At 72.7% G+C, this 12,107-nt stretch carries 7 protein-coding genes; 5 read left to right on the forward strand and 2 right to left on the reverse strand.

Annotated features, from left to right (window positions below; all coding sequences use genetic code 11):
* Positions 1–124: 124 nt before the first annotated feature.
* The gene (locus ACWCXC_RS05080; RefSeq protein WP_450886683.1) at positions 125–883 is read right to left on the reverse strand and encodes a hypothetical protein; all 759 of its coding nucleotides are present in this window, start codon (positions 881–883) and stop codon (positions 125–127) included.
* 249 nt (positions 884–1,132) lie between these two features.
* Here ACWCXC_RS05080 and ACWCXC_RS05085 point away from each other — a divergent pair, with 249 nt between their 5' ends.
* From ACWCXC_RS05085 to ACWCXC_RS05100, 4 genes are read left to right on the forward strand one after another with little or no spacing between them, the layout of a single operon-like run.
* On the forward strand, positions 1,133–2,986 hold the full coding sequence (locus ACWCXC_RS05085) for an ABC transporter transmembrane domain-containing protein (protein WP_450886685.1): 1,854 nt from the start codon (positions 1,133–1,135) through the stop codon (positions 2,984–2,986).
* On the forward strand, positions 2,983–4,764 hold the full coding sequence (locus tag ACWCXC_RS05090; protein WP_450886687.1) for an ABC transporter ATP-binding protein: 1,782 nt from the start codon (positions 2,983–2,985) through the stop codon (positions 4,762–4,764). The genes ACWCXC_RS05085 and ACWCXC_RS05090 overlap by 4 nt, the downstream gene beginning before the upstream one ends.
* A 52-nt stretch (positions 4,765–4,816) precedes the next feature.
* A complete protein-coding gene (locus ACWCXC_RS05095) occupies positions 4,817–6,577 on the forward strand; it encodes an ABC transporter ATP-binding protein (RefSeq protein WP_450886689.1) in 1,761 nt (586 codons plus the stop codon).
* On the forward strand, positions 6,574–8,355 hold the full coding sequence (locus ACWCXC_RS05100; RefSeq protein WP_450886691.1) for an ABC transporter ATP-binding protein: 1,782 nt from the start codon (positions 6,574–6,576) through the stop codon (positions 8,353–8,355). Before ACWCXC_RS05095 ends, ACWCXC_RS05100 begins: the two co-directional genes overlap by 4 nt.
* A 258-nt stretch (positions 8,356–8,613) precedes the next feature.
* On the opposite strand, the gene ACWCXC_RS05105 is transcribed toward ACWCXC_RS05100, so the two are convergent.
* Positions 8,614–9,405, reverse strand: a complete 792-nt coding sequence (locus ACWCXC_RS05105; protein WP_450685421.1) for a metal-dependent hydrolase — start codon at positions 9,403–9,405, stop codon at positions 8,614–8,616.
* A gap of 171 nt (positions 9,406–9,576) precedes the next feature.
* Here ACWCXC_RS05105 and ACWCXC_RS05110 point away from each other — a divergent pair, with 171 nt between their 5' ends.
* Entirely contained in the window at positions 9,577–12,090 is a 2,514-nt protein-coding gene (locus ACWCXC_RS05110) for a DEAD/DEAH box helicase (RefSeq protein WP_450685420.1), read from the forward strand.
* The last annotated feature ends 17 nt before the right edge of the window (positions 12,091–12,107 follow it).

The following is a 12,107-nucleotide window of genomic DNA, read 5'->3' on the forward strand; positions in this document are numbered from 1 at the left end:
GGAGCGGCGAGACGACATCCACGAAGCCTTCCTCGGCCTCGCCACCTGCCTCATCACACACCGGCACGTGAAACGCCTTTGTTAGGACCTCTAAGGGTTGCACGGGCGGCGCGCCCGGGGGCCGTCAGGCCCTGAGGCTCGCGCGGTCGCCCATCACCACGACCGGGTGCTGCTTGGGGTCCAGGGTGCGCAGCAGCTTCTCCATGCCCTGCTTCGGCAGGCTCACACAGGCCGAGGTGCCGCTGCCGTGGTCCATGTGGAGCCAGATGCTGCCGCCCTTGGACTGACCCTCGGGGCGCGTCGGGTCGTTGGGGGCGGTGCCCTTGACGCGGTTGTAGTCGATGGCGATGACGTAGTCGAAGTCGTGCCAGTACGGCTTGGACCAGTACCGGGGCGCCCGGATCGAGGCGGATTCGGTGTACGGGAGGAGGGAGCCCGGGTCGGGGAGCGCGCCGCCTGCGTCGGTGAGGGTGAAGACGCCGACCGGGGAGCGCTTGTCGTCCTCGTGGTGGTCGGGGGTCCAGCCCTTGCGGCCGTTGTGGGACTTCCAGGCGGCCACCTTGTCCCAGGTGCTTCCGGTGCGGGTGTAGAGGACGACCGTGGAGTCCGGGGAGTTCCGCCCGGCTCCGTAGACGGCGACGACCTGGCGGGACTCGGCGGGGATCCTCGTCCGGTACCGGTCGCCCACGTCCGGGATGCGCGTGAGCCCGGTGGTCCGTTCCGTGTCCTCGCGGTCCTCGTGGGCACCGGACGGGCGCGTACCGCCCGTGCGTCCGTCGTGCCCGTCGCCGCACGACGTCAGCGTGGTGAGCAGGGCACCGCAGGCGGCCGCCGCGACCACGACGCGTACCGCACCGACTCCTCGCGTCCGTCCTGTAAGCATCCGTCCATGCTCGCATCCCCCGCCGGGCGGAGGGCGTCGCCGGCCGGCCCCCGGGGCGAATGCGTGCCCAATCTTTACTCCGTGTCCGCGACCGCGGCCACGGCGGTGGCCCCGGCCGGTCCGGCGCGTAAAAGGGTTTGCCTCGCCGCGTGCGGGGGCGCGAGGCTTGGACGGTTTGGTCCCCCACGCCTCCTTCCCGTATGCCCGCGGGCCCTTCGGTCCGCTCCTCTTCCGATCTCCTGGGACGTCATGCACATTCGCGATCTTCCGTACTCGGATCCCGGTGATCCCGATGTCCGGTCGGGCCCCCGATTCCTGCTCTGGCTCGGCCGCAACCAGATCGGCGGACAGCTCAAGTCCCTGGCCTGGGGCCTGCTCCAGCAGTGCTCGGTCGCCGCTCTGCCGCTCGCCGTGGGCTTCGCCGTGCAGGCGGTCGTGGACCGGTCCGGCGGTCGGCTGGCACTGTCCGGAGGTCTGCTCGCGGTGCTCGGCGTCCTCGTCGCGGTGGGCGACACCATGCTGCACCGCACGGCCGTCACCAACTGGATCACCGCCGCCGCCCGGGTGCAGCAGCTGCTGGCCCGCAGAACGGCGGAGCTGGGTTCGGCACTGACCCGCCGGGTCGCCGCGGGCGAGGTCGTCGCGGTCTCCACGGCCGATGTGGAGAAGATCGGCTGGTTCGTCGAGGCGCTGTCGCGTTTCGCCGCGGCCGCCGCGACGCTCGTCATCGTCTGTGGCGCGCTGGTGTTCTATCTGCCCTCGCTGGGCGTGCTGGTGGCACTCGCCGTTCCGGTGCTCGCGCTGGCCGTGCTGCCGCTGCTGCCCCGGGCCACCCGCCGGGCAGACGTCCAGCGCGAGAAGGCGGGCCGGGCCACCGAACTGGCTTCGGACACCGTCGCCGGGCTGCGCGTGCTGCGCGGCATCGGCGGCGAGGACCTGTTCCTGAGCCGCTACCGCGACGCCTCCCAGGAGGTCCGCACGGCCGCCGTGCACAGCGCGCGCATGTGGTCGCTGATCTCCGCGGTGCAGGTGCTCCTGCCGGGGCTGCTGCTGATCTCACTGGTCGTGTACGGGGCGCGGCTCGCGCAGGACGGGACGATCGGGGTCGGAAAGCTGGTGACGGTGTACAGCGCGGTGACGCTGATGCTGCTGCCGCTGCGGAACTTCGAGGAGATCGCCATGGCGTACTCCTTCTCCCGGCCCTCCGCCGAGCGCGCGGTCCGCGTCCTCTCACTGAGCCGGGTCACCCGGCCGACCGGCGTGGACACCGTCCCGACCGGTGATCTGTACGACCCGGCGACCGGACTGCTGGCCCCGGAGGGGCTGTTCACCGCGGTGGTGTGCGGCGACCCGGACGAGGCCGGGCGGCTCGCGGAACGGCTCGGCGGCCATGCCGCGCCGGCCGCCGAGGAGGATGCCGGGACGGAAGCGGGGGCCGAGGTGCCCGCGCCGCCGTCGGTGCTCCTCGGTGGTGTGGCACTGGACGAACTGGACCTGGACGCGGCCCGGACCGCGGTGCTGGTCCAGGACAAGGACCCGGTGCTCCTGTCGGGAACGCTGCGCGAGCTGCTCGACGTCCCGGCCTCCGGCCGGGTGACCGCCGAGGACGCGCTGGCCGCCGCGCGGTGCGGCGACGTCCTGGCCGCGCTCGCGCAGGCCTCGGTCGACGCCGACGGAGATCCCATGGACACCCGGATCACCGAACGGGGCCGTTCCCTCTCCGGCGGCCAGCGCCAACGGCTGGCGCTGGCCCGCTCGCTGGTGACGGACCCGGAGGCGCTGGTGCTCGACGAGCCGACGTCCGCCGTCGACTCGCACACCGAGGCGCGCGTCGCCGAGGGCATCAAGGCGCTCCGCAAGGACCGTACGACGGTGGCGTTCGCCTCCTCTCCGCTGCTGCTGGACCTGGCGGACCGGGTGGCGCTCGTCCACGGCGGCTCGGTGGTGGCCGTCGGCACCCACCGCGAACTACTCAGGGACGAACCGCGCTACCGCGCGGTCGTCACCCGGGAGACCGACGCCGAGATCGCGGCGGCGGCCCCGGGACCGGACGAAGACATCGACACGATCGACACGATCGAGGAAATCGAGGAACGGGCATGATCGGCGTCGCACCCCCGGCGTACGACCCCGCCGCCCCCGAGTCGGCGACCACCCTCCCGGTCGGCACCCCCACGACCGTACGCGCCTACGTCCGCGAGCTGATGCGGCGCCACCGGGGGCCGTTCCTCGTGGTCACGGCGCTCAACTGCGTGGCGGTGATCGCCTCGATCGTGGGTCCGTACCTGCTGGGCGACGTGGTCGAGAAGCTGACCGACGGTGTCGCCGACCTCCATCTGGAGCGCACCGCCGCGGTGTTCGCCCTGGCCCTGGTCGTCCAGACCGTGGTCACCCGGATGATGCGGCTGCGCAGCGCGATGCTCGGCGAGGAGATGCTGGCCGACCTACGCGAGGACTTCCTCGTGCGGTCGGTACGGCTGCCCCCGGGGGTGCTGGAGCGGGCCGGAACGGGGGATCTGCTCTCCCGGATCACCACGGACATCGACCGGCTCGCCAACGCGATGCGCGAGGCCGTGCCCCAACTGGCCATCGGTGTGGTGTGGGCGGGCCTCCTGCTCGGCGCGCTCGCCGTCACCGCTCCTCCGCTGGCCCTGTCCGCGCTCGTGGCGCTGCCGGTCCTGCTGATCGGCTGTCGCTGGTACTTCCGCCGGGCGCCGGCCGCGTACCGCTCGGAGGCGGCGGGCTACGCGGCCGTGGCCGCCGTGCTCGCGGAGACCGTCGACGCCGGCCGGACCGTGGAGGCGCACCGCCTGGGCGCGCGCCGGGTGGCGCTGTCGGACCGGCGGGTGGCCGAATGGACGGCCTGGGAGCGGTACACGCTGTATCTGCGCTCGGTGCTGTTCCCCGTCATCAACACCACGTTCGTGACGATCCTCGGTTCGGTCCTGATGCTCGGCGGCTGGTTCGTCATCGAGGGCTGGCTGACCGTGGGCCAGCTGACGACGGGTGCGCTGCTCGCGCAGATGATGGTCGACCCGATCAACCTGATCCTGCGCTGGTACGACGAGCTCCAGGTGGCGCAGGTGTCGCTGGCCCGGCTCGTGGGTGTGCGCGAGATCGAACCGGACGCGGGCGACGATGCGTTGGGCCCGGAGGGCCGGGAGATGCGGGCCGACGAGGTCCGGTTCGGGTACCGCGCCGGGCTGGACGTGCTGCACGACGTGTCGTTGGACGTCGCTCCCGGGACGCGGCTGGCACTCGTCGGTCCGTCGGGCGCGGGCAAGTCGACGCTGGGGCGGCTGCTGGCCGGGATCTACGCTCCGCGCTCCGGTGAGGTGACGCTCGGCGGGGCACGGCTGTCGCGGATGCCGGCGGAGCGGGTCCGTGCGCATGTGGCGCTGGTCAACCAGGAGCACCACGTGTTCGTCGGCTCGCTGCGGGACAACCTGCTGCTGGCACGTACGGACGCGCGGGACGCGGAGTTGTGGGCCTCGCTGGCCGCCGTCGACGCGGACGGCTGGGCACGGGAGCTCGACAAGGGGCTCGACACCGAGGTCGGCTCCGGCGGTCTGGCACTCACCCCCGCCCAGGCGCAGCAGGTCGCGCTCGCCCGGCTGGTGCTGGCCGATCCGCACACCCTGGTGCTCGACGAGGCGACCTCGCTCCTCGATCCGCGCGCCGCCCGGCATCTGGAGCGTTCGCTGGCCCGGGTGCTGGACGGCCGTACGGTGGTGGCGATCGCCCACCGTCTGCACACCGCGCACGACGCCGACGTCATCGCGGTCGTCGAGGAGGGCCGGATCAGCGAACTGGGCAGCCACGACGAGCTGGTGGCGGCGGACGGCGCCTACGCGGCGCTGTGGCGGTCCTGGCACGGCTGACGGAGGCGCGGCACGTACACGCGCCGACCGGACGCTCGTTATGGTCCTGTACATGACGGACGCATACACGGAACCGGGCACACCCGACATCCGCGGTCCCCTGCGGTACCTGTGGTGGCTGGTCACCAGCCAGCGCCGCAGGGTGGCCGCGGGGGCTCTGCTGGGCAGTGCCTGGATGGTCTGCCTGACGCTGCCGCCCTATCTGCTGTCCCGGGCGATCGACGACGGGTTGCGGCCGGGGCACTGGGCCGGGCTGACAGGCTGGGTGGGGGCGCTGCTGGGCGTGGGGGTGCTGAACGCGTGGCTGGCGATCATGCGCCACCGCACGATGACCCGGGTGCGGAACGACGCAGCGTTCCGTTCGGTGGCGGTCGTGGTGCGGCAGGCGACCCGGCTCGGCGCGGCGCTGCCCCGGCGGGTCACGGCCGGGGAGGTCGTCACGATCGGGTTCGGCGACGTCGGGGTGATCGCGGGGACGCTGACCGTCACCGGTCCCGGGGTCGGCGCGGTCCTCGCGTACGGGGTCGTGGCCGTGCTGCTCCTGGCCGTCTCACCGCTGCTCGCGGCCGTGGTCCTGCTCGGGGTGCCGCTCCTCGCGGTGCTGGTCGGCCCGCTGCTGTGGCGTCTTCAGGAGGCCGAGGCGGTCTACCGGAGCGGGCAGGGAGCCCTGGCCGCGCGGTTCGAGGACATGGCGGGCGGACTGCGCGTCCTGAACGGCATCGGCGGCAAGAAGGTGTACGCGGACCGCTACCGCGCCGCCTCCGGTGCCCTGCGCGAGGAGGGCTACCGCGTCGGAACGGTGACCAGTTGGATCCAGGCGCTCGGGGTGGGCCTGCCGACGCTGTTCCTCGGCGTGGTGACCTGGCTGGCCGCCCGGATGGCGGCCCGGGGCGACATCAGCGTCGGCGAACTGGTCGCGGTCTACGGGTACGCGGCCGTGCTGGTCGTGCCGGTGGAGTTCTTCATCGAGGGCGGGTACGGGCTCAGCCGGGGTCTCGTCGCCTCACGCCGGGTCATCCGCTTCCTGGCCCTGGAACCGGAGGGCAGGGGCGGGGAAACCGTCACGGAGGGCCCCGGGGCGCCCGCCGCCCTGCACGATCCGCGGTCCGGCGTCGAGGTGGCACCGGGACGTCTGACCGCGCTGGCCGGGGCGCGGCCGGCGGAGTCCGCGGCGGTGGTGGACCGGCTGGGCCGGTTCACCGAATCGGCCGCGACCTGGGGCGGGATACGCCTGGAGGACATCGACCTGACGGCGATCCGCCGGCGGATCCTGGTCGCGGACAACGAGGCCGCGTTGTTCGCCGGGGCGTTGCGGGAGGTGGTCTGCGGGGCGGGGGACCGGGACGGGGAAGCCGTCGGACGGGCCGTCGAAGCGGCAGCCGCCCAGGACGTCGTACGCGGGGCGCCGGGCGGGCTCGACGCGTGGATCGAGGCGGAGGGCCGCAACCTCTCCGGCGGTCAGCGCCAGCGCGTCCGGCTGGTCCGGGCCCTGCTGGCCGACCCGGAGGTGCTGCTGGCGGTCGAGCCGACCTCGGCGCTGGACGCCCATACGGAGGCGGCCGTCGCGGATCGGCTGCGGACCGCGCGCAGGGGCCGCACCACGCTCGTCACCAGCACGTCGCCGCTGGTCCTGGACCGGGCCGACACCGTCCATTACCTGGTCGACGGAGCCGTGGCGGCGACCGGAAGCCACCGCGAACTCCTGGCCGCGCAGCCCGGCTACCGCGCGCTGGTGGCCCGGGGCGGCATCCGCGACGGAGAGGACGGCGGCGGTGCGGGACCCGTCCCGGGGACCCGGGAGGCCGTGCGATGACGGCTCTCCCGGGGGCACCGGAGCCCGGAGCGCCGGACGCCCACGCGCTGCCGGTCGCCGGGCCGGCACGCGTCCGCAGGGCCGCCCTGCGGCTGATCCGGCTGGACGCACGCGCCTTCACCGGCATGCTCGTCCTCAACGCGCTCGCGGCCGCCGCCGGGCTCGTCGGTCCGTGGCTGCTCGGCCGGATCGTCGACGAGGTCGCGTCCGGCGGCACGGTGGCGGCGGTGGACCGCCTCGCGCTCCTCATCCTCGTTCTGGCCGTCGTCCAGCTGCTGCTGGTCCGGTACGCCGGGTACGTCGGTCACCGCTTCGGCGAACGGACCCTGGCACGCATCCGGGAGGAGTTCGCCGAACGGGCCCTCGCGCTGCCCGCGTCGACCGTCGAGCGGGCCGGGACGGGGGATCTGATGGCCCGGGGCACGGCGGACGTGGCCTCGGTCGGCACCACGCTGCGGGACGCCGGGCCGGACCTCCTCATCGCCGCCGTCCAGGCGCTGTTCATCCTCGGCGCGGTGTTCGTCGTCGATCCGCTGCTGGGTGTCTGCGGGGTGCTGGGGCTGCTCGGCATCCGCTTCGCCGCGCGCTGGTACCTGCGCCGCGCTCCGGGGGCGTACCTCGACGAGGGGGCCGCCAACTCGGCGCTCGCGGAGCAGCTCGCGGCGACGGCCGCCGGGGCCCGCACGGTGGAGGCGCTGGGGCTCCAGGAGCGCCGGATCGCGGCCTGCGAGCGGGCGATCGGACGGGCAGGGGCCACCCGGACCAGGACGCTCTTCCTGCGCAGCGTGCTCTTCCCGGCGGTCGACGTCTCCTACGTCGTCCCGGTGGCGGCCGTGCTGCTGATCGGCGGTGCGCTGCACGACCGCGGTGCGGTGAGCCTGGGGGCCGTCGTCGCCTGCGCCCTGTATCTGCGGCAGCTCTCCCAGCCGCTGGACAGGATCCTCCAGCGCATGGAGCAACTGCAGAGCAGTGGGGCGGCCTTCGCCCGGGTCGAGGGTCTGGACGCGGCGGCTCCGGCCCCGCGCGACGGCGCCGCCGTGCCCGATGGGGATCTGATCGAGGTGACGGGGGTGCGGTACGCGTACGAGGGCGGGGGCGACGTCCTGCACGGGGTCGATCTGACGGTCCGCCCCGGGGAGCGTCTGGTGATCGTGGGCCCGTCGGGTGCCGGGAAGACCACGCTCGGCCGGCTGCTCGCGGGCATCGACGCGCCGCGCACGGGCTCGGTGACGGTGGGCGGGGTCCCGGTCTCCGAGCTGGGCTCCGGCAGGCTGGGGCGGCACGTCGTCCTCGTCACCCAGGAGCACCACGTCTTCCACGGAACGGTCCGGGACAATCTGCGGATCGCGTCGGAATCGGCCGGTGACGGGGAACTGCGCGCCGCCCTGGCCGCCGTCGGCGCCTCCTGGGTGGAGGAGCTCCCCGACGGGCTGGACACGGATCTGGGCCCCGGGGGCCACCGCCCCGACGGGGCCGCCGCGCAGCAGCTCGCCCTGGCCCGTGTGGTCCTCGCCGATCCGCACACCCTGATCCTCGACGAGGCCACCGCCCTCCTCGACCCGGCGACCGCCCGGCGCACCGAACGGGCTCTGGCCGCCGTTCTGGAGGGCCGGACCGTGGTGGCCGTCGCGCACCGCCTCCAGACGGCCCACGACGCGGACCGGGTCGCCGTCATGGAGGACGGCCGGATCACCGAACTCGGGAGCCACGACGCGCTCGTCGCGGCGGGCGGGGCGTACGCGGCGCTGTGGCGGTCCTGGCACGGGGAGGGAGCCTGAGGCGGGGGTGGCGAGTGTCCGCTGCGGACAGCGGTGAGTGTTCACTACGGACGGCGCGCGGGGTGGGTGAATACTCACTTCGCCCCGTCGCGGCAGACGAGTGAGTGCTCACCCACCGAGTCCGCGAAGGTGAGTGTGCACTCACCCATCGGGGCCAGGGAGTGGGTGAGCGCTCGCTCCCACCCACGCGTCCCGGCGAGTAAGCGCTCACTCCCCGCCATGCCCGGCAGACAGTGAGTACTCACCCACCCCGCCCCGTCAGATGTACCCCATCGCCGCAGCGCCGCCCACTCCCCCGAGGACCATGAACGCCGGCATGAGGATCTTGATCTCCACCCAGCTGCCGGCCGTGAAGCGCATGGCCTTGGGCGGGCCGAGCGGGTACCAGCGCTTGCGGCCGACGGGGATCGGCCACAGGATCGGGCAGCCGGAGACGGTCAGCGCGTCACCGATGTCGTGGACGAGGGCGCCCAGGACGATCGGCAGCCCGAGCCACAGGTACTCCTGCCCCGGGGCGTCGAAGAGCCAGTTCGAGCCGTTGCCCGGCTTGTCGAGGACCCCGGCGAGGATCCACGCGCTGGTGGCCCCGAGGAGCCACACCAGGACGTCGCTGGACATCCGGGCGGCCCGCCAGAGCAGCCCTTCGACGGCGAGGACGAGGTGGACGAAGAGGATCCCGAGAACGGCCCACCGGCCGCCGGTGTAGGCCGCGGCCGAGGCGCCCGCGCCGATCAGGACCGCCCAGAGCCAGGTGTGGGTCAGGGTGCGGTGGCCGCCGTTGCGGCGGGAGTCGCCCCGCATCCGGGTGGCCTTGTAGACGGCGTGGGAGAGCTTGTCGACGATCTCGCAGAGGCCCCGGGAAACCGGGCCGAAGGCGCGTGAGATGGTCGCGGACTTGTGGTCGAGGTCCGGGGCGAGGGCCGCCCCCGCGCTGATGAGCGCCCCGACGACCAGGACGGGCCAGGGCATGGCGTGATCCGCCGCGGCGGCCGCCGCGCCCACCCCCAGCCAGGCCGCCGCCCCGGACAGAGAGTGTGCCGGTCCCATCATGGCTGTTTCCGCCCCCATAGGTGTGCCGGGGCGCGAGCGCGGTCGCCCCCCGTGTGCGTTCCGGCCACCGTCGTTGCGGTGCGGCCGAGTTGAGAGGGCAGCGTATCGTCCGTGATCTTCGCACGGTCGTCCGGTTCCCTCATCCGGGCGGAAGGCAGGCAAGATGGGGGCGTGACCCTTATCGATCAGTTGCCCCCGACCGCCGACCCCGACGCCCTTTTCGAGGCCTTCTCGGCCTGGACCGAGACGCAGGGGATCACCCTCTACCCCGCTCAGGAGGAGGCGCTGATCGAGGTGGTCTCCGGGGCCAACGTGATCCTTTCCACCCCCACCGGGTCCGGGAAGAGCCTGGTCGCGGCCGGTGCGCACTTCACGGCGCTGGCCCAGGACAAGGTCACCTTCTACACCGCTCCGATCAAGGCGCTGGTGTCGGAGAAGTTCTTCGACCTGTGCAAGCTGTTCGGCACGGAGAACGTCGGAATGCTCACCGGTGACGCGTCGGTCAACGCCGACGCCCCGGTGATCTGCTGCACCGCCGAGGTACTCGCTTCCATCGCGCTGCGTGACGGGAAGTACGCGGACATCGGCCAGGTCGTCATGGACGAGTTCCACTTCTACGCCGAGCCGGACCGGGGCTGGGCCTGGCAGATCCCGCTCCTGGAACTGCCGCAGGCGCAGTTCGTCCTGATGTCGGCCACCCTCGGCGACGTCCGGATGTTCGAGGAGGACCTGACCCGCCGCACGGGCCGGCCCACCTCCGTGATCCGCTCGGCGACGCGTCCGGTGCCGCTCAGCTACGAGTACCGGCTGACCCCCATCACCGAGACGCTCACCGAACTGCTGGAGACCCGGCAGTCACCGGTCTACATCGTGCACTTCACCCAGGCCGCGGCCGTCGAGCGGGCGCAGTCGCTGATGAGCATCAACATGTGTTCCAAGGAGGAGAAGGAGAAGATCGCCGATCTCATCGGCAACTTCCGCTTCACCACCAAGTTCGGGCAGAACCTCTCGCGGTACGTGCGGCACGGGATCGGGGTGCACCACGCCGGGATGCTCCCCAAGTACCGCCGCCTGGTGGAGAAGCTGGCGCAGGCGGGTCTGCTGAAGGTGATCTGCGGGACGGACACGCTGGGCGTCGGGGTCAACGTACCGATCCGTACGGTGCTGTTCACCGCGCTCACCAAGTACGACGGCACCCGGGTGCGCACCCTGCGGGCCCGTGAGTTCCACCAGATCGCGGGGCGCGCCGGGCGGGCCGGGTTCGACACGGCGGGCTTCGTCGTCGCGCAGGCCCCCGAGCACGTCATCGAGAACGAGAAGGCGGTCAAGAAGGCCGGCGACGACCCCAAGAAGAAGCGCAAGGTCGTCCGCAAGAAGGCGCCCGAGGGCTTCGTCGCCTGGTCGGAGACCACGTTCGACAAGCTGATCCAGTCCGACCCGGAGCCGCTGACCTCGCGTTTCCGGGTCACGCACACGATGCTCCTGTCCGTCATCGCCCGTCCGGGCAACGCCTTCGAGGCGATGCGGCGCCTGCTGGAGGACAACCACGAGCCGCGCCGGGCGCAGTTGCGCCACATCCGCCGCGCGATCGCGATCTACCGCTCGCTGCTGGACGGCGGCGTGGTGGAGCAGCTGGACACCCCGGACGCGGAGGGCCGCATCGTCCGGCTGACCGTCGACCTCCAGCAGGACTTCGCGCTGAACCAGCCGCTGTCCACGTTCGCGCTCGCGGCGTTCGACCTGCTGGACCCGGAATCGCCGTCGTACGCGCTGGACATGGTCTCCGTGGTGGAGTCGACGCTCGACGACCCGCGTCAGATCCTCGCCGCGCAGCAGAACAAGGCGCGCGGCGAGGCGGTCGGGCAGATGAAGGCCGACGGCATCGAGTACGAGGAGCGGATGGAACTGCTCCAGGAGGTGACGTACCCGAAGCCACTGAGCGAGCTGCTGTGGCACGCCTACGACGTCTACCGGCGCAGCCACCCGTGGGTGGGCGACCACCCGGTGTCGCCGAAGTCGGTGATCCGGGACATGTACGAACGGGCGATGACGTTCACCGAGTTCACGTCGAACTACGAGCTGGCGCGCACCGAGGGCATCGTGCTGCGGTATCTGGCGAGCGCGTACAAGGCGCTGGAGCACACCATCCCGGACGATCTGAAGTCCGAGGACCTGGAGGATCTGATCGCCTGGCTGGGCGAGATGGTCCGCCAGGTCGACTCCAGTCTGCTGGACGAGTGGGAGCAGCTGGCCAACCCCGAGGTGGAGACGGCCGAGGAGGCCCAGGAGCGGGCGGACGAGGTCAAGCCCGTCACGGCGAACGCCCGCGCCTTCCGGGTGCTGGTGCGCAACGCGATGTTCCGCCGGGTGGAGCTGGCCGCGCTGGACCGGGTCCGCGACCTGGGCGAGCTGGACGGCGAGTCGGGCTGGGACGAGGACGCGTGGGCCGAGGCGATGGACGCGTACTGGGACGAGTACGAGGAGCTGGGCACCGGTCCGGACGCCCGCGGGCCGAAGCTGCTGAAGATCGACGAGGACGCGGCGCACGGACTGTGGCGGGTCCGGCAGACGTTCGCCGACCCGAACGGCGACCACGACTGGGGCATCAGCGCCGAGGTCGATCTGGCCGCCTCCGACGAGGAGGGCCGGGCGGTCGTCCGGGTCACCTCCGTGGGCCAGTTGTGAGCGCGACCGTACCGACG

The organism is Streptomyces sp. NPDC001515, from assembly GCF_053597115.1.